We start from the raw sequence: 18,770 nt of genomic DNA on the forward strand, positions 1-18,770 counted from the left end.
AAACAATGGTATAAGTTTCTATTGGCGAGTGCTTCGAACATAATTCCAAACAATTTTTCCCATACTACCTTTAGAAAGGCGAGGTGAGTTCATGTTTAAGATAAAGAAAAAGAAACTTTTTATACCTATCATTATTTTAGTGTTAACTGCTTTTCTCGCTTTAATAGGATATATTTCAATTATTTTTCTCGGCCATTATGTCATAGATGAAAAGAAGCTGATACTTCATGCTTCTTCAAAAATTGTTGATCAAAACGGAGATGAGGTTGCAAGCCTGTATACAGAAAATCGCGAGCCGGTCTCGATCAATGAGATTCCAAAGCAGGTCAGAGAAGCGTTTATCGCTGTTGAGGATAAAAGGTTCTATGAGCATCACGGCATTGATGCAAAATCTGTCGGAAGAGCAGTGTATCGCGATATATTAGCAGGCGGAAAGGTGGAAGGCGGAAGCACGATCACCCAGCAGCTTGCCAAAAATATTTTTCTGACACATGACAAAACATTTCTAAGAAAAACAAAAGAAGTGATCATTGCGATTAATCTTGAACGGGATTACAGCAAGGACAAGCTGCTTGAAATGTATTTAAACCAGCTTTACTTCGGACACGGGGTTTACGGCATACAAGCGGCGTCCCACTATTATTTTAATAAAGAAGTAAAAGATTTGACTGTATCTGAAGGCGCTGTTTTGGCCGCTATTCCGAAGGCGCCTTCTACGTACTCTCCAATTTTGCACCCTGATAAAAATAAGGAGCGGCGTGATACAATTCTAGGTATGATGAATGACCAAGGCTATATCAGTGCGAAAGAGGCTGTCACCGCACAGGGCCGGACGCTTGGACTGCATGTGAAGAAACAGTCGGAAACACCTTGGTTTGACAGCTACATTGACCTTGTGATCAAAGAGGCGGAAGACAAGTATTCCATTTCCGGAGAGCAGCTTCTTCAAGGCGGATACACGATCAAGGTGCCGCTCGATTCGAAGCTGCAGAAGACGGCTTACCAGGTGATGAAAGAGGGAAGCTATTATCCCGGAACAGATCAGAATGCCGAGGGAAGCGCGGTCTTTATTAATAACAAGACAGGCGGTGTAGAAGCGGCCATCGGCGGAAGGGATTACACATCCAAAGGATATAACCGTGTCACAGCTGTCCGCCAGCCGGGTTCCACATTTAAGCCGCTTGCTGTATACGGACCGGCGATGCAGGAAAAGAAATTTAAGCCATATTCTCTATTGAAGGATGAGTTGCAGTCCTACGGAGATTATACGCCGAAAAACTACGACAGCCGGTATGAGGGCGAAGTCACTATGTCTGACGCCATTACGTACAGCAAAAACGCGCCGGCTGTCTGGACGCTGAATGAGATCGGCGTCGAAACAGGAAAATCTTATTTGAAAGCAAACGGCATTGATATCCCTGATGAAGGCCTTGCTCTTGCTCTAGGCGGCTTGGAAAAAGGCGTTTCACCGCTCCAGCTTGCCGGCGCGTTTCATACATTTGCCGCGAATGGAACGTATACTGAACCCTTCTTTATCTCGAGCATAATAGATGAAGACGGAGAAACAATAGCCGATCATAAAGAAGAAGGAAAGCGGGTATTCAGCAAGCAGACGTCTTGGAATATGACGAGAATGCTGCAGCAGGTAGTCAAAAAGGGAACGGCCACGTCCGGCACCTATCACGGCGACCTGGCGGGAAAAACAGGTTCAACATCTTATACAGGCGTCTCCGGCGCGACAAAGGACGCCTGGTTTGCAGGCTATACGCCGAAAATAACCGGGGCAGTCTGGATGGGCTATGACAAAACGGATCAAAACCATTATTTGAAAGCCGGGAGCTCATACCCGACGCGGCTGTTTAAGGATATTTTGACACAGGCAGGAGAAACCGGTCATGTGTTCACAAAGCCTAAAAACGTTAAAGACCTGGAAAGCCCGATTGAGCTGAAGCCGGTCAAAACACTCACAGCCGATTACACATTTAAAGCAGCGGGGCTCTTTACTATTGAATTAAAGTGGGACGCTCAAGAGGATGATCGGGCCGTATACAGAATTTATGTAAACAAGGACGGCGAGGAGACGCTTCTTGATTCGGTTGAAGGGAAGGGAAGCTATGAAATTCCTTATGCCAACTTATTTTCGGGCGCGTCTTATAAAATTGTGCCTTATAATACACAGACAAAAAGAGAAGGGGAAGGAACCGATTACGTTCAGCCAAAATTGTTTTCCTCTTAATGGAATTCGGCGATTTTTTGAACTTTGAGCTACATTTCTATACCATTTGCCTAAAACAAGGTATAGTGTAATAAGTCAAGAAATACGAACGTATGGTTGCCGTATGAAAGGTGGAAATCAGATGAGTAAACGAGAAACGTTTAACGAGACGTTTTTAAAAGCTGCGCGGGGAGAAAAAGCGGATCACACGCCTGTGTGGTATATGAGGCAAGCAGGGCGCTCACAGCCGGAATACCGCAAGCTGAAGGAAAAGTACGGATTGTTTGAGATCACACATCAGCCCGAACTTTGTGCGTATGTCACAAGACTGCCGGTTGAGCAATACGGAGTCGATGCTGCAATCCTTTATAAAGATATCATGACGCCGCTGCCGTCAATCGGTGTGGATGTTGAAATCAAAAACGGGATCGGTCCTGTGATTGATCAGCCAATCCGGTCTCTGGCGGACATTGAAAAACTCGGCCAGATTGATCCGGAACAGGACGTGCCGTACGTGCTTGAGACGATTAAACTGCTTGTCAATGAGCAGCTGAACGTCCCGCTCATCGGTTTCTCAGGTGCGCCTTTTACGCTTGCAAGCTATATGATCGAAGGCGGCCCGTCGAAAAACTACAATAAAACAAAAGCCTTCATGTACAGCATGCCGGATGCATGGAATCTGCTGATGTCCAAGCTTGCCGACATGATCATCGTGTACGTGAAAGCGCAGATTAAGGCAGGCGCAAAAGCGATTCAAATCTTTGATTCGTGGGTCGGCGCATTGAATCAGGCAGATTACAGAACATACATCAAACCCGTGATGAACCGGATCTTTTCAGAGCTCGCAAAGGAGAATGTGCCGCTGATCATGTTTGGCGTTGGCGCAAGCCATCTTGCAGGTGATTGGCATGACCTTCCTCTCGATGTTGTCGGGCTTGACTGGAGACTCGGCATTGATGAAGCCAGATCAAAAGGAATTACTAAAACAGTGCAGGGCAACCTGGACCCGTCCATTTTGCTTGCGCCATGGGAAGTCATTGAGCAGAAAACGAAGGAAATACTTGATCAGGGTATGGAGTCAGACGGCTTCATTTTCAATCTTGGCCATGGGGTATTTCCTGATGTCAGTCCCGAGGTTTTGAAAAAACTGACAGCATTTGTCCATGAATATTCACAAAACAAAAAAATGGGTCAATATTCCTAAGCATATCTTTTGGTATCTTAATGATATCCTGTCAAAATGTTTGTATCAGATCATTAAAGAGGGTGTAAACAGTGAGTAGAAAGAAAATGGGGCTTCTCGTGATGGCGTACGGCACGCCTTATAAGGAAGAAGATATTGAACGTTATTATACACATATCAGAAGAGGCAGAAAGCCTGAACCTGAAATGCTTCAAGATTTGAAAGACAGATACGAAGCGATTGGCGGCATTTCACCGCTTGCCCAAATCACAGAACAGCAGGCGCATAATCTGGAACAGCACTTGAATGAAATTCAGGATGAGATTACGTTTAAAGCGTATATCGGACTGAAGCATATCGAGCCGTTTATTGAAGACGCCGTAGCAGAGATGCATAAGGATGGCATTACAGAAGCAGTCAGCATCGTGCTGGCGCCGCATTTCTCCACGTTCAGCGTTCAGTCCTACAACAAACGCGCCAAAGAAGAGGCTGAAAAACTCGGCGGCTTAACGATTACGTCAGTTGAAAGCTGGTACGATGAACCGAAGTTCGTGACATATTGGGTTGACCGAGTGAAGGAAACATATGCGTCAATGCCTGAGGATGAAAGAGAAAACGCAATGCTCATCGTATCCGCACACAGCCTGCCGGAAAAAATCAAAGAATTTGGAGACCCGTACCCGGACCAGCTTCATGAATCGGCGAAATTAATTGCTGAAGGCGCAGGCGTTTCCGAATATGCTGTCGGCTGGCAAAGTGAAGGGAACACGCCTGATCCTTGGCTCGGACCCGATGTTCAGGATTTAACACGTGATTTATTCGAACAAAAAGGCTATCAAGCATTTGTATATGTTCCTGTTGGGTTTGTCGCGGATCACTTAGAAGTGCTTTATGATAATGATTATGAATGCAAAGTGGTTACTGACGATATCGGCGCAAGCTATTACCGGCCGGAAATGCCAAATGCCAAGCCTGAATTTATTGATGCTTTGGCAACAGTCGTATTAAAAAAATTAGGACGTTAAAGAAGGCGATGAACATGAGTGACGGCAAAAAACATGTAGTCATCATCGGCGGCGGCATTACCGGTTTAGCCGCCGCCTTCTATATGGAAAAAGAAATCAAAGAAAAGAATCTGCCGCTTGAGCTGACACTTGTTGAGGCAAGTCCGAGAGTCGGCGGGAAAATCCAGACTGTCAAGAAAGACGGCTATATCATCGAAAGAGGGCCAGACTCATTTCTGGAACGAAAGAAAAGCGCCCCGCAGCTTGTTAAAGACTTAGGTCTTGAGCATTTGCTTGTCAACAATGCGACCGGGCAATCCTATGTGCTTGTAAACCGCACCCTGCATCCAATGCCGAAGGGCGCTGTAATGGGGATACCGACAAAAATTGCGCCGTTTGTTTCTACGGGTCTGTTTTCCTTGTCCGGGAAGGCGAGAGCTGCTATGGATTTCATCCTGCCTGCAAGCAAAACAAAGGATGATCAGTCATTGGGAGAATTCTTCCGCAGACGTGTCGGAGATGAAGTGGTCGAGAACTTAATCGAGCCGCTACTATCAGGGATCTACGCAGGCGACATTGACAAGCTCAGCCTGATGTCGACATTTCCGCAATTTTATCAGACGGAACAAAAGCATAGAAGCCTGATTCTCGGCATGAAAAAAACAAGGCCTCAAGGCTCAGGCCAGCAGCTGACGGCAAAAAAACAAGGGCAGTTCCAAACTCTGTCAACCGGTTTGCAGACCCTTGTAGAAGAGATCGAAAAGCAGTTAAAGCTGACGAAGGTGTATAAAGGCACAAAAGTGACCAAACTCAGCCATAGCGGCTCTTGCTATTCGCTCGAACTGGATAACGGCGTCACACTTGATGCTGATTCAGTAATTGTGACTGCTCCGCATAAAGCGGCTGCGGGAATGCTTTCTGAGCTTCCTGCCATTTCTCATTTGAAAAATATGCACTCCACATCCGTGGCAAACGTCGCTTTAGGTTTCCCTGAAGGCTCCGTCCAAATGGAGCATGAGGGCACGGGTTTTGTCATTTCAAGAAACAGTGACTTTGCGATCACAGCCTGTACGTGGACGAATAAAAAATGGCCGCACGCAGCGCCGGAAGGCAAAACGCTGCTTCGGGCATATGTCGGAAAAGCCGGAGACGAATCCATTGTCGATCTATCAGATAATGACATTATCAACATTGTGTTAGAAGACTTAAAGAAAGTCATGAACATAAACGGCGAGCCGGAAATGACATGTGTAACCCGATGGCATGAAAGCATGCCGCAGTACCATGTCGGCCATAAGCAGCGTATCAAGGAGCTGCGTGAAGCACTTGCATCTGCGTATCCGGGTGTTTATATGACAGGCGCTTCTTTCGAAGGTGTCGGCATTCCCGACTGCATTGATCAAGGAAAAGCTGCCGTGTCTGACGCGCTTACCTATTTATTCAGCTAAAACCTCCGCTTTATCGCGGAGGTTTTTTTGATGTGCAATGGCAATATTGTGTAAAAAATGATTGAATTGAACAGCAGGTTATGATACATTTGCATATGTACTTAATGACTAAAATGTTCAAACGGTCAGTTTCGAGGTGAATACAATGTCAATAGATCGAAAAAAGCTCATTTTGGAGGCGGCTACAAAGTCTTTCACGCAGTTCGGGTATAAAGCGACGACAATGGATCTTGTCGCAAAACTTGCGAACGTGGGGAAGGGAACCATTTATACTTTTTTCAAAAACAAAGAAGAGCTGTTTGACGAGATTTTCACTACTTTATTAAAGGAAATGAAGCAAAAAGCGGATGAAGCGATGGAGCCGAACCTTCCGTTCCATGAAAATGTGCACAGAGCGCTGTTTGCCATTCTGGAGTTCAGGAAAACACATCAGCTGACGATTAAAATTTTCCAAGAGAATGCCGAGATTGGTACAATGGCAGTTCAGGAAGTGATCCAGAAAATGGAGCGATCCATCCTGTCTTATATCAAAAGCAAGATTGAAGACGGGATCAAAAGCGGCGCAATCAAGCCGTGCGACCCTGAGCTGACAGCCTTTGTGATGCTGAAGCTTTATATCGCGCTCATTTTTGACTGGGAAAAACAACACCCCCCGCTTGATAAAGAGACAATTGCGGGACTGCTTGAATTGTATGTTGTCAAAGGATTGTCAGCGAACTAGATAATCCTTTCTCTTTGCAAGAAAATGACCATTTTTTATGATGAGTCAGTTTTAGAATGGAGGCATCAGGATGAACACAATACGAAGTCAGTGGAAAGACATCGTAACAAGTAAAAAATTATTGATTCCCATCATCGCCATTTTGTTTGTCCCGCTTATTTACAGCGGCGTATTCTTAAAGGCTTATTGGGACCCGTACGGCACAGTTGACCAGCTGCCTGTCGTTGTCGTCAACCAAGACAAGGGAGCAACGTATGAAGGAGAAAAACTTCAAATCGGTGATGATCTGGTCAAAGAATTAAAGGATAATAACAACTTTGATTGGCATTTTTCCAATGATCTCGACCAATCGTTAAAGGACTTATTGAACCAAAAATATTATTTAGTTGTCGAGATTCCTGAGGATTTTTCTAAGAATGCCAGCACTGTATTAGACAAAAATCCGAAAAAATTGGATCTGAAATACCACACAAATGCAGGTTCTAACTATGTAGGGGCAACGATCGGCGAAAAAGCGATTGATAAACTGAAAGCCTCTGTTTCAAAAGAAGTGACCGAGCAATATACGAAAGTTATTTTTGATAACTTTAAAGATATCGCAAAAGGTTTGAGCGACGCGAGCAGCGGCGCGAAAAAAATTGATGACGGCACAAAGGATGCGAAAAACGGAAGCGCCCAGCTGAAAGAAAATCTGGCGAAGCTGAAGGAAAGCACCGCCACTATCAGTGACAAAACAGCGCAGCTCGCAGATGGAGCGGCTCAGGTGACGAGCGGCATCCAATCGCTTGACAGCTCGCTCGGTAAATTCCAGGACAGCAGCAACCAGATTTATGATAAATCTGGTCAGCTTGCAGCAGGATCAGGCGAACTGACAAGCAAGATGAATGAACTTCTTGCCGGACTTCAAAACGTGCAGAAGGGTACGCCTAAACTTACTAACGGGTTGGATCAGCTCAACAGTAAAGTTCAAGAAGGTTCTGAGAAAGCGGCAAAAGCGGAAAAGATCATTAATGCGCTCGATTTAACGAAGCTTGAAACTGCTGTAAACAATCTGGAAAAGTCAGAAACTGCGATGAAGGAATTCAAAAAACAGCTGACTGACTTTGAAAACAGTTTGAAAAACCGTGATCAGGCATTTAAAAATGTCATCAATTCGAGTGACTTCTTAACAGCGGAGCAAAAAAGCCAGCTGATTAATTCTGTTGAGAAAAAGCTTCCGCAAGTTGATGCGCCTGATTTTGATCAAATATTAAGCCAGCTACCTACAGCTGATCAGCTGCCTGACATCGCAACGATAAAAAGCTCTCTTGAAGACGTGAAAGCGCAGGTGGCGCAGGTGAAAGCCATGCCGGAAGCTACATCTAAGCTTTATAACGGCGCAAAAACAATCCAAGATGCGATTGACAGATTAACTGAGGGAGCTGATAAGATATACAACGGTTCTCAGAAGCTGACAGATGGCCAAACTAAACTGACAGCGGGCATCGGTGAATATAATAAGCAGTTCGCAAAAGCAAAAGCGGGCTCAGAGCAATTGGTGACAGGAAGCAGCCAAGTATCCGGCGGATTGTTTAAGCTGTTAGACGGGTCTAAACAGGTCCAAAGCGGATCATCAAAACTTGCAGACGGATCTGCATCACTTGATACAGGTTTAGGCAAGCTATTGGACGGCACAGGAGAGCTGTCTAGTAAGCTGAAGGATGCGGCTGACCAAACAGGAGATATCGATGCTGATGATCAAACATACGGCATGTTTGCGGATCCGGTTAAAACCAAAGATGATGCCATTCATTCCGTTCCTAACTATGGAACAGGGCTGACACCTTATATCCTGTCAATGGGCTTGTATGTCGGCGGCATCATGCTGACGGTTGTCTTCCCGCTGAAGGAAGCGTCAGGACGTCCGAGAAACGGTTTTGAGTGGTTCTTCAGCAAATTCAATGTCATGATGCTTGTAGGAATCATTCAATCATTGATTGTGGCGACGGTTCTTCTATTGGGAATTGGTCTCGAGGTAGAGAGCACGTGGAGATTTTACGTGTTTACGATCATTACGAGTCTCGCTTTTCTTGCGATAATTCAATTTTTGGCTACAACGATGGGCAACCCGGGGCGATTTATCGCAGTCATTATTTTAGTGCTGCAGCTGGGAGCGAGCGGAGGAACCTTCCCGCTGGAATTGCTTCCGAATTTCTATCAGGTCATCCACGGCGCATTGCCGATGACCTACAGCATTAACGGATTCAGAGCAGTCATTTCAAACGGTGACTTTGGCTACATGTGGCAGATGGCCGGCGTCTTAATCGGCATTGCCCTCGTCATGATTGCACTAAGCATTACTTACTTTACAATGTTAAGCCGGAAGGAAGAAACATCAGAAGAACAGCCGGCTTCATAAAGAAAAAGAACTTGTTTCCTTGGAAACAAGTTCTTTTTTTGTTACATTCCCCATTTAATAAGCAATCCTGTATAGGTTAATCCGCCGCCAAACCCGAAAAGCAAAACGATTTGATCTTTTTTCAGCTTCCCGGCTTTCACTGCGAGATCGAGCGCCAAAACAATTGAAACCGAAGACGTGTTTCCGTAGTGCTCAACACTAGTGAGCGTTTTTTCAATCGGGAACGGTGTTTTTTCACAAATTGACTCGATCATGCGCAAGTTGGCGCTGTGAGGAACAAACCAATCGAGATCATCGGAGCTGAGTCCTGCTTTATGTAAAAGCCGTTCAAATTCGCCAGGGACGGTTCTTGCGGCCCATTTATATACCTCGCGTCCGTTTTGCACCATTTTTCCGGAACCGACAAGCTGCACACCGTTTATTTCATTTCGCAGTCCGGCACGATACAAAATATCGCCGCCGTTCCCGCTTGTTCCTTGTACAGACGCAAGAAATCCCGGCGTCTCTTCATCTCGTTCTACTAACAGCGCACCCGCGGCATCGCCGAACAGAACGCATGTCGTTCGATCGGTATAATCCGTTACCTTTGATAACGTCTCTCCGGCGATCACGAGAATTTTTTGATGAAGGCCAGATGTGATCAATCCATTTGCCAAATGGAGGCCGTAAGTCAGCCCGGCGCATGTCGCATTAATATCCAGCGCGCCGGTGCTTTCCCAGCCGAAATATTCCTGTACGCGGCATGCCGTACTCGGAAAGGCGTAATCGGATGTGGTTGTGGCAACGAGGATCATATCGACATCATCAAGTGTTCCTTTATAACGGCTCTTGAGATTCTTCACCGCTTCTATGCATAAATCAGAGGTAAATTGATGTTCATCTGCAATCCGGCGTTCTCTCATTCCTGTGCGCTGAACGATCCATTCATCAGAGGTATCAACGATCTTTTCTAAATCTGCATTGGTTAAACGTCTGCTCGGCGCATAGGTGCCGATAGCTGTAATTTTTGCTTTTGACATATGAATCACTCCTTATGGTCAGATTATAACACTAGATATTAGTATCTGGTACTAAAAAGGAGGTTTTTTTACAAAAAAAGAGAAGTGTAGAATAGGGAATCTATGAAAAAGAAAAAGGAGGCTGAAAAATGGTCAGTCAAGAAGCAGTAGTCTTTTTGGCATTATCCGGGGCTATTGCGTTTCTGTTGCCAATCGGGCTGATTGTATGGTTTAAGCGAAAGTATGGCGCCTCGCTTAAAGTGTTTTTTATTGGCGCTCTCACGTTTTTTGTCTTCGCTCAGCTGCTGGAAGGCGGCGTTCATGTTTATGTACTGCAAGTGAATGAAATGACGAAAGAAGCGATGCAACATCCATTATGGTATGGCATTTACGGCTGCTTGATGGCCGGAATTTTTGAGGAGTGCGGAAGGTATATGATGATGCGATTTTTTATGAAGCGCCATCATACCTGGGCGGATGGTCTGGCTTTCGGGGCAGGCCATGGCGGGCTTGAAGCCATCCTGATTACAGGCTTGTCCTCTATCTCACTTATTGTATACGCATTTGCAATCAATAGCGGGACGTTTGAACAGCTTTTGGTCAATGGCGACGTCAAACAGGCGCTTTTGCCGATACAGGAGCAGCTGCTGCATACTCCTTCGTATGAATGGATGCTGGGCGGAATAGAAAGAATCAGTGCCATTGCCGTCCAAATTGGTCTGTCTCTGCTTGTTTTGTACGCGGTTAAAAGCCGCCGGCCGCTGTTTTTGTTGTATTCTATTCTTTTACATGCACTGTTTAATGTACCGGCGGTTTTATATCAGAGAGGAATCATAGAGCATGCTGCTGCTGTTGAAATCATTGTTGCTCTTATAGCGGCTTTATCAGTTTATTTGATTGTAAAAGCAAAAAGGGTGTTTCAATAAAAGGTCCAAGCAGCAGCAATGCCCGCTTGGAAAAATGTGAATGGAAATATTCATTAAGCATGGGTCATCAGAATATTTCTGATTCAGTCTTTACAATGACAGCAAGAATGTCTGTGTTTTTTACAAGAGAAACAATGGTGTTTCTTTTTCTTCTTCTCGCAAGGGTCATGGCATTCTTTCTTTTTCTTGCAATGGTCGTGGAAATCTTTATCGAACCACTCGTCAAAGAACCAAAAATCATCGAACCAATCGTGACAACGACATTTCTGTTCATGTGAATGACGACAGCACATAGAAATCCCTCCTCTTCCCATGCTCTCTACAGCATATGAGAGATTGATAGGAAAAGATTGGACGGGTCCCTCGGGAAAAGAGTATATTTTAAGTAGAATATAAAAGGAGGAATGCCCTATGACGTCCGTACGTAAAACGATGGAGCTCATTAAAGAACTGGTATCGATCCCAAGCCCGACAGGAAATACATATGAGGTGATCAATTATATTGAAAGCCTTTTAAAAGAATGGAAGGTAGAAACGGTTCGGAACCACAAGGGCGGCTTAATTGCAACGCTTCCAGGACGCGACACATCCCGGCATCGCATGCTGACTGCGCACGTTGACACCCTCGGCGCTATGGTAAAGGAAATTAAAGCGGACGGCCGGCTGAAAATCGATTTAATCGGCGGGTTCCGCTACAACTCGATTGAGGGGGAGTATTGCCAAATTGAAACCGCCTCAGGAAAAACGTACACAGGCACAATCTTAATGCATCAAACGTCTGTGCACGTATACAAAGACGCGGGAAAGGCTGAGCGGAATCAAGAGAATATGGAGATCCGCCTAGATGAACCTGTTCACTGCCGGAAAGATACGGAGGAGCTTGGCATTGGCGTCGGAGACTTTGTGTCGTTTGATCCACGTGTCGAGATCACATCAAGCGGATTTATTAAATCGCGCCATTTGGATGACAAAGCAAGCGTCGCCTTATTGCTCCGCTTAATTCATGAAATTCAAACAGAAGACATTGAGCTGCCGTATACAACCCATTTTCTTATTTCCAATAATGAAGAAATCGGTTACGGCGGGAATTCGAATATTCCTCCTGAAACAGTTGAATATTTGGCGGTTGATATGGGCGCTATCGGTGACGGGCAGGCGACAGATGAATATTCAGTATCAATCTGTGTGAAGGATGCGAGCGGGCCGTATCATTATCAGCTCAGAAAGCATTTAGTTCAATTAGCCGAGAAGCATCATATTGACTATAAGCTTGATATATATCCGTACTACGGGTCTGATGCGTCAGCAGCGATCAAATCCGGGCATGATATTGTGCATGGCCTCATAGGGCCGGGAATTGACGCTTCCCATGCATTTGAACGCACCCATAAATCATCTCTTCGCCATACCGCTAAGCTTCTGTATTACTATGTACAGTCACCAATGGTATAAGGGGGAGGACCAATGAAGATTTATAAGCTGAAAAGCACATTCGGCTGGGAAGGTGATGACGGGTTGGGAGAACAGCTGATTCAGCAGATCCTTGCCGGAGAAAAAAACGCAACGTGCGCGCCGAAATCATTGTATTCAAAAGATGAATTGAGGGACGTTTATCAAACAGCGGGTCAGCTTGTTACCGTTTATGATAAACATGACAATCCAAGATGCAATATAAAAGTAACAGATGTCTTTGAAACCACCTTTGGTGCGCCTGATATGAGGTTAGTCAAAGGAGAGGGCAATGGAGACCGAATTGAGGAGTTTCAAGAGGATCATCGGATGGCATGGGCGGAACTGATCAAAAGCGGTGAACTGGAGCTGAATGAGGATACTGTTTTGATTACAGAGCTGTTTGTGCTTATTAAAGATTAAAAAAGCCTGCGGGGCAAGAACCCCGCAGGCTTTTCATTAACCAGAAATGGTTGCGTTTTGTTCTGTTTTCGATTGGGACATAACAGTTTCTGCTTTCGCAGGATTAAACATGCCTTCCCATTTAGACATCACAACGGCAGCAAGCGCGTTACCAGTCAGGTTGACAACTGTACGTGCCATATCCATGATGCGGTCTACGCCGGCAATAAAGGCAAGTCCTTCAGCCGGAACGCCGATGGTGCCAAGCGTTGCAAGCAAGACAACAAAAGAAGTACCAGGCACGGCAGCCATCCCTTTAGATGTCACCATTAAGACGAGCACAAGCGTAATTTGGTGCCAAATCGTCAAATCAATGCCATATACCTGTGCTAAAAAGAGTGCGGCAATAGATTGATAGAGAACGGAACCGTCTAAGTTAAACGTGTAACCGATCGGAATGACAAATGAAACAATGCCTTTTGGACATCCGATTTTCTCCATTTTTTCCATGATACGAGGAAGAACCGTTTCAGAGCTGGACGTACTGAACGCCAGTAAGATTTCGTCCTTCATGTAAGCAAGGAACTTGAAGATGCTGATGCCGGCAATTTTTGCGACAATCCCGAAAATAACAATTAAGAAGAAAGCAAGCGCGACATAAACCAATCCAACGAGCTTTCCGAGAGAGATAAGAGAACCGAGTCCGAATTTAGACACAGTCACTCCGATAAGAGCGAAAACGCCGAATGGCGCCACTTTCATCACAAGGTTTACAACGTGGAACATGGCATGGGATACACCTTCAAAAAAGGCTAATACAGGCTTGCCTCTTTCACCGATTGCGGAAATACCCAATGCAAATAGTACTGTAAAGCAGATGATGGCTAGAAGATCCCCTTCGACCAATGACTGGAAGAAGTTTGTCGGCACAATATGGAGGAACGTTTCTGCCACTGATTTATTACTTTGTTCTTTTTCAGTTTCAACATATTGACTGATGTCCGATTTTTGAGCTTCGTGTATATTAACTCCTGTACCCGGATGGAAGATGTTTGCAAGGGCTAGTCCGAGAATAATGGCAAAAGTCGTGATGATCTCGAAGTACAGAATCGTTCTGAAGCCTAATTTACCGACTTGCTTTCCATTTCCTGCACCGGCTACACCGATGATTAAGCTGGAGACAACAATAGGAATCACTATCATTTTGATTAAGCGTAAAAAGAGATCCCCGATTGGCTGCAGGTAAGTAGGCAATGCTGGGTTGCCATACCAAATGACGCCAACAATGACACCTAGAATAAGTCCAACGAATATTTGTGTGGCTAATCCAAACTTAATTCTTTTCATAGATTACCTCCCAAAAAACAAAGTATCAACATATATCATGAATAGACATATATTTAATCTCACTATTAGATCAAATTATAATAGATAAGAAATCAATTCGTCTATAGTAAATTATATTTCGAAAATAAAGAATATTCAATGACATTATGATAATCACCAGAATTATCTAAAAACAGGTGAGCTTTGACCTAACCTGACTATTATTTCAAAATTAAGAGATATGTGAAAAAATAAGAAAATCCCACGCATAAGGCGCGGGATTTTCGCTCATTACAAATCGTTTACTTTTATACAGTCATTGCAGATATTACCATAACACTCATGCTGCTCTTCTATCTTTTTTCCGCATTCCGCACACTTTTTCGAAGGCAGGTTTCTAAAAAATTCTGTGATTTTCCCCAGCATAACCAATCCCTCTTTCCCCTTTGTAGTGATTTCATTGTAATATAACAGATCACAAAAATCAATAACTGTTTTGATACAATGTTTAAAACATGCTTTTTTCAAGAAAAATGGGTATATTGAAGGAGGATCAATTTTTTTGAAAAGATAGGAGGACATTATGAAAGTTACAGTTATCGGATGCTATGGCGGTTTTCCGGCCGCAAATGAAGCGACGTCAGGCTATTTGTTTCAGTCAGGTGATTACTCTCTGCTTGTTGATTGCGGCAGTGCCGTATTGTCTAAGCTGTTCGGATATGTGCCGGCGGAAAAGCTGGATGCGGTCGTTCTGTCTCATTATCACCATGACCATATCGCTGATATCGGGCCGCTGCAATTTGCCAAGCAAGTCGGTTCGTTTCTCGGCAAAGGAGAGCATACGCTTCCGATTTACGGACATGATGCTGATATAGAACAGTTTCAAAAGCTTACATATAAAACACATACAAAAGGGATCGCCTATCAGCCGGATCAGCCGCTGGCTGCCGGTCCGTTTACGATCACCTTTTTAAAAACAATTCACCCGGTGACGTGCTATGCCATGCGGATTACTGACGGCAGCCACACTGTCGTTTATACTGCTGATTCCAGCTATCAGGATTCATTTATACCGTTTTCGAAAGATGCTGATTTATTGATCTCGGAATGCAATTTTTATGCCGATCAAGACGGAACAAGTGCAGGCCATATGAACAGCCTGGAAGCCGGGCGCATTGCAAAAGAGGCGGGAGCGGGAGAACTGCTGCTGACCCATTTGCCGCATTTTGGCGTGCATGACAACCTTCGCAAAGAAGCGAAAACCGTTTTTAACGGAGAAGTGAATATTGCGAAATCAGGTTTTGTGTGGGAAGGATAAAGGAGGAGCACCATGTTATTTATAGACAATCAAAATATCAATGATCCGCGGATCAATCTTGCTATCGAGGAGTACTGTGTAAAGCATTTAGACCCTGAACAGCAATATTTGCTCTTTTATGTGAATCAACCGTCTATTATCATTGGGAAAAACCAAAATACAATAGAAGAAATCAATACAAAATATGTTGAGGAAAACGGGATTATCGTCGTCCGCCGTTTATCAGGCGGGGGCGCTGTGTACCATGATCTGGGGAACTTGAACTTCAGCTTTATTACCAAGGATGACGGGGACAGCTTTCATAACTTTAAAAAATTCACTGAGCCGGTGATTCAGGCGTTACATCAGCTTGGGGTTGAAGCTGAATTAAGCGGCCGGAACGACATTGTAGTGGATGGCCGGAAAATATCCGGAAACGCTCAGTTTGCAACGAAAGGCCGTATTTTCAGCCACGGCACCCTCATGTTTGATTCAGCCATTGATCATGTTGTATCAGCATTAAAGGTGAAAAAGGATAAAATTGAATCAAAAGGCATCAAATCGATCAGAAGCCGAGTAGCAAACATCAGTGAGTTTCTCGATGATAAAATGACCACCGAAGAATTCCGCAGCCATTTGCTTCGCCATATTTTTAACACAAACGACATTGGAAACGTGCCGGAGTATAAGCTGACGGAAAAAGATTGGGAGACCATTCATCAAATTTCGAAAGAGCGCTATCAGAATTGGGATTGGAACTACGGCCGCTCACCGAAATTTAACCTTAATCATTCGAAACGTTATCCGGTTGGATCGATCGATTTGCGCCTAGAGGTCAAGAAAGGCAAAATCGAGGACTGCAAAATCTTCGGAGATTTCTTCGGTGTCGGTGATGTATCTGAAATTGAAAACCTGCTGGTCGGAAAACAATACGAACGCAGCGTCATCGCTGATGTGCTCGAAGGTGTGAATCTCAAGCATTACTTTGGGAACATTACGAAAGAGGATTTCCTTGATCTGATTTATTAAGGCAAAACACATCGTTTGAAAGAGCGGTTGTGTTTTTGAAATAATGGAGCCAGGAGGGATTCACATGAAAGTGTTTTTAATCGGAGCGAACGGACAAATCGGACAAAGACTCGTCTCTTTATTCCAAGATAATCCTGATCATTCCATCAAAGCGATGGTCAGAAAAGAAGAACAGAAAGCGTCTCTTGAAGCTGCCGGTGCAGAAGCTGTGCTTGCGAATCTGGAGGGCAGCCCGGAAGAAATCGCCGCTGCGGCAAAAGGCTGTGACGCGATCATTTTCACAGCCGGTTCCGGTGGCAGCACAGGCTATGATAAAACACTGCTGGTGGATCTCGATGGAGCGGCGAAAGCCATTGAAGCTGCGGACATTGCCGGAATCAAACGGTTTATTATGGTCAGCGCCCTGCAAGCCCATAACCGTGAAAATTGGAATGAGGCACTCAAGCCTTATTATGTGGCCAAGCATTATGCTGATAAAATTCTGGAAGCGAGCGGTTTAACCTATACGATTATCCGTCCGGGAGGCCTTCGCAATGAGCCTGGAACGGGAACTGTTTCAGCAGCGAAGGATCTGGAGCGGGGATTTATTTCCCGTGATGACGTTGCAAAAACGGTCATTGCCTCTTTAGATGAGAAGAATACGGAAAATCGGGCCTTTGATCTGACAGAAGGAGATACGCCGATTGCCGAAGCATTGAAGAAACTATGACAGTACTGACACTCAGGGCTTTTTGCTCTTGAGTGTTTTTTTCTGTTTCTCTATAATGGAGGAGAAAGCTTGGCTTCAATAATGAATGACTATTCATTCACTTTAAGGGGTGGGAGAATGAATCTTGTTTCAAAATTGGAAGAAACAGCATCTGAGAAGCCCGACAGCATCGCATGCAGGTTTAAAGATCACATGATGACGTATCAAGAGCTGAATGAACATATTCAGCGATTTGCGGACGGCCTTCAGGAAGCCGGTATGGAGAAAGGGGACCATCTAGCTTTGCTGCTTGGCAATTCGCCTGATTTTATCATCGCGTTTTTTGGCGCTTTAAAAGCTGGGATCGTGGTTGTTCCCATCAATCCGTTGTACACGCCGACAGAAATTGGTTATATGCTGACAAATGGTGATGTAAAGGCAATCGTGGGCGTTAGCCAGCTTTTGCCGCTTTATGAGAGCATGCATGAATCGCTGCCAAAGGTTGAGCTCGTCATTTTATGCCAGACGGGGGAGGCCGAGCCGGAAGCGGCGGACCCAGAGGTCAGAATGAAAATGACAACGTTTGCAAAAATATTGCGGCCGACATCTGTCGCTAAACAAAATCAAGAACTTGTCCCTGATGATACCGCGGTTATTTTATATACGTCAGGAACGACTGGAAAACCGAAAGGCGCGATGCTGACTCATCAGAATTTGTACAGCAATGCCAACGATGTTGCAGGCTATTTGGGAATGGATGAGAGGGACAATGTGGTCTGCGCTCTTCCCATGTTTCACGTGTTTTGTTTAACCGTCTGCATGAATGCACCGCTGATGAGCGGCGCAACTGTCTTGATTGAGCCTCAATTCAGTCCGGCATCTGTTTTTAAGCTTGTTAAGCAGCAGCAGGCGACCATTTTTGCCGGTGTGCCTACAATGTATAACTACTTGTTTCAGCATGAAAACGGAAAGAAAGATGATTTTTCTTCCATCCGGCTGTGCATTTCGGGAGGCGCGGCCATGCCAGTCGCGTTGCTGACGGCGTTTGAAGAAAAATTCGGTGTTACCATTTTGGAAGGCTACGGGCTCTCGGAAGCATCACCCGTCACGTGCTTTAACCCATTTGACAGGGGCAGAAAACCGGGCTCCATCGGGACAAGTATCTTACATGTCGAAAACAAGGTCGTAGATCCGCTCGGACGCGAGCTGCCCGCTCACCAGGTCGGCGAATTGATCGTGAAAGGCCCCAATGTGATGAAGGGCTATTATAAAATGCCGATGGAAACAGAGCATGCATTAAAAGACGGGTGGCTTTATACGGGGGACTTGGCAAGACGGGATGAGGACGGCTATTTTTACATTGTTGACCGGAAAAAAGACATGATCATTGTAGGAGGATACAATGTGTATCCGCGGGAGGTAGAGGAGGTGCTGTACAGCCATCCGGACGTCAAGGAGGCGGTTGTCATCGGCGTGCCGGACCCCCAAAGCGGGGAAGCGGTAAAGGGATATGTGGTGCCGAAACGCTCTGGGGTAACAGAGGAGGAGATCATGCAGCACTGTGAAAAGCATCTGGCAAAATACAAGCGGCCTGCCGCCATTACGTTTCTTGACGATATTCCGAAAAATGCGACGGGGAAAATGCTCAGACGGGCACTGAGAGATATTTTGCCCCAATAAAATGAA

General features: G+C 45.0%; 17 protein-coding genes. 14 read left to right on the forward strand and 3 right to left on the reverse strand.

Annotation, left to right across the window (positions count from 1 at the left end):
- The first annotated feature begins 91 nt into the window (after positions 1-91).
- The 6 genes from NST79_RS05560 to NST79_RS05585 all read left to right on the forward strand — a co-directional run bounded on the left by NST79_RS05560 (position 92) and on the right by NST79_RS05585 (position 8,969).
- Positions 92-2,236: a transglycosylase domain-containing protein gene (locus NST79_RS05560; RefSeq protein WP_163182313.1), complete on the forward strand. Its 2,145-nt coding sequence runs from the start codon at positions 92-94 to the stop codon at positions 2,234-2,236.
- 121 nt (positions 2,237-2,357) lie between these two features.
- Positions 2,358-3,419 (forward strand): uroporphyrinogen decarboxylase, encoded by a 1,062-nt coding sequence (gene hemE, locus NST79_RS05565; protein ID WP_017695362.1) that lies wholly within the window; start codon positions 2,358-2,360, stop codon positions 3,417-3,419.
- A 71-nt stretch (positions 3,420-3,490) separates the two neighbouring features.
- The gene (gene hemH / locus NST79_RS05570) at positions 3,491-4,423 is read left to right on the forward strand and encodes a ferrochelatase (protein WP_003244736.1); all 933 of its coding nucleotides are present in this window, start codon (positions 3,491-3,493) and stop codon (positions 4,421-4,423) included.
- 14 nt (positions 4,424-4,437) lie between these two features.
- Positions 4,438-5,850: a protoporphyrinogen oxidase gene (gene hemY, locus NST79_RS05575; RefSeq protein ID WP_003245394.1), complete on the forward strand. Its 1,413-nt coding sequence runs from the start codon at positions 4,438-4,440 to the stop codon at positions 5,848-5,850.
- Positions 5,851-5,995: 145 nt separating this feature from the next.
- Positions 5,996-6,571 (forward strand): TetR/AcrR family transcriptional regulator, encoded by a 576-nt coding sequence (locus NST79_RS05580; RefSeq protein ID WP_014476332.1) that lies wholly within the window; start codon positions 5,996-5,998, stop codon positions 6,569-6,571.
- A 70-nt stretch (positions 6,572-6,641) separates the two neighbouring features.
- Positions 6,642-8,969 (forward strand): YhgE/Pip domain-containing protein, encoded by a 2,328-nt coding sequence (locus NST79_RS05585; protein ID WP_015252436.1) that lies wholly within the window; start codon positions 6,642-6,644, stop codon positions 8,967-8,969.
- A 41-nt stretch (positions 8,970-9,010) separates the two neighbouring features.
- Here the strand turns inward: NST79_RS05585 and fabHB are convergent, their stop codons facing one another.
- Positions 9,011-9,988 (reverse strand): beta-ketoacyl-ACP synthase III FabHB, encoded by a 978-nt coding sequence (gene fabHB / locus NST79_RS05590; protein ID WP_003233200.1) that lies wholly within the window; start codon positions 9,986-9,988, stop codon positions 9,011-9,013.
- Between the two features lie 128 nt (positions 9,989-10,116).
- Between fabHB and NST79_RS05595 the strand changes: the two genes are divergently transcribed.
- From NST79_RS05595 to NST79_RS05610, 4 genes are all read left to right on the forward strand, one after another.
- Complete coding sequence (locus tag NST79_RS05595) at positions 10,117-10,893, forward strand: YhfC family intramembrane metalloprotease (RefSeq protein ID WP_212060125.1); 777 nt, start codon at positions 10,117-10,119, stop codon at positions 10,891-10,893.
- A 59-nt stretch (positions 10,894-10,952) separates the two neighbouring features.
- The gene (locus NST79_RS05600) at positions 10,953-11,171 is read left to right on the forward strand and encodes a hypothetical protein (RefSeq protein ID WP_170948348.1); all 219 of its coding nucleotides are present in this window, start codon (positions 10,953-10,955) and stop codon (positions 11,169-11,171) included.
- A 133-nt stretch (positions 11,172-11,304) separates the two neighbouring features.
- Complete coding sequence (locus NST79_RS05605; RefSeq protein ID WP_014479351.1) at positions 11,305-12,345, forward strand: M42 family metallopeptidase; 1,041 nt, start codon at positions 11,305-11,307, stop codon at positions 12,343-12,345.
- A gap of 12 nt (positions 12,346-12,357) precedes the next feature.
- Positions 12,358-12,765 (forward strand): ASCH domain-containing protein, encoded by a 408-nt coding sequence (locus NST79_RS05610; RefSeq protein ID WP_212060122.1) that lies wholly within the window; start codon positions 12,358-12,360, stop codon positions 12,763-12,765.
- 36 nt (positions 12,766-12,801) lie between these two features.
- On the opposite strand, the gene gltT is transcribed toward NST79_RS05610, so the two are convergent.
- Together gltT and yhfH are read right to left on the reverse strand one after the other, a co-directional pair.
- Positions 12,802-14,091 carry a glutamate/proton symporter GltT gene (gene gltT / locus NST79_RS05615; RefSeq protein WP_003245579.1) on the reverse strand — a complete coding sequence of 430 codons (1,290 nt, stop codon included), beginning with the start codon at positions 14,089-14,091 and terminating at the stop codon, positions 12,802-12,804.
- A gap of 270 nt (positions 14,092-14,361) precedes the next feature.
- Positions 14,362-14,496 carry a protein YhfH gene (gene yhfH / locus NST79_RS05620; protein WP_003244802.1) on the reverse strand — a complete coding sequence of 45 codons (135 nt, stop codon included), beginning with the start codon at positions 14,494-14,496 and terminating at the stop codon, positions 14,362-14,364.
- A 157-nt stretch (positions 14,497-14,653) separates the two neighbouring features.
- Here yhfH and NST79_RS05625 point away from each other — a divergent pair, with 157 nt between their 5' ends.
- The 4 genes from NST79_RS05625 to lcfB all read left to right on the forward strand — a co-directional run bounded on the left by NST79_RS05625 (position 14,654) and on the right by lcfB (position 18,764).
- Positions 14,654-15,388 (forward strand): MBL fold metallo-hydrolase, encoded by a 735-nt coding sequence (locus NST79_RS05625; RefSeq protein WP_144482605.1) that lies wholly within the window; start codon positions 14,654-14,656, stop codon positions 15,386-15,388.
- A gap of 12 nt (positions 15,389-15,400) precedes the next feature.
- Positions 15,401-16,396 carry a lipoate--protein ligase LplJ gene (gene lplJ, locus NST79_RS05630; RefSeq protein ID WP_014479356.1) on the forward strand — a complete coding sequence of 332 codons (996 nt, stop codon included), beginning with the start codon at positions 15,401-15,403 and terminating at the stop codon, positions 16,394-16,396.
- A 64-nt stretch (positions 16,397-16,460) separates the two neighbouring features.
- Positions 16,461-17,105: an SDR family oxidoreductase gene (locus NST79_RS05635; protein ID WP_212058960.1), complete on the forward strand. Its 645-nt coding sequence runs from the start codon at positions 16,461-16,463 to the stop codon at positions 17,103-17,105.
- A gap of 117 nt (positions 17,106-17,222) precedes the next feature.
- On the forward strand, positions 17,223-18,764 hold the full coding sequence (gene lcfB, locus NST79_RS05640) for a fatty acid--CoA ligase family protein (RefSeq protein WP_212058962.1): 1,542 nt from the start codon (positions 17,223-17,225) through the stop codon (positions 18,762-18,764).
- The last annotated feature ends 6 nt before the right edge of the window (positions 18,765-18,770 follow it).

The sequence above is a fragment of the Bacillus sp. PS196 genome (assembly GCF_037963555.1).
GTDB classification, from domain to species: domain Bacteria; phylum Bacillota; class Bacilli; order Bacillales; family Bacillaceae; genus Bacillus; species Bacillus subtilis.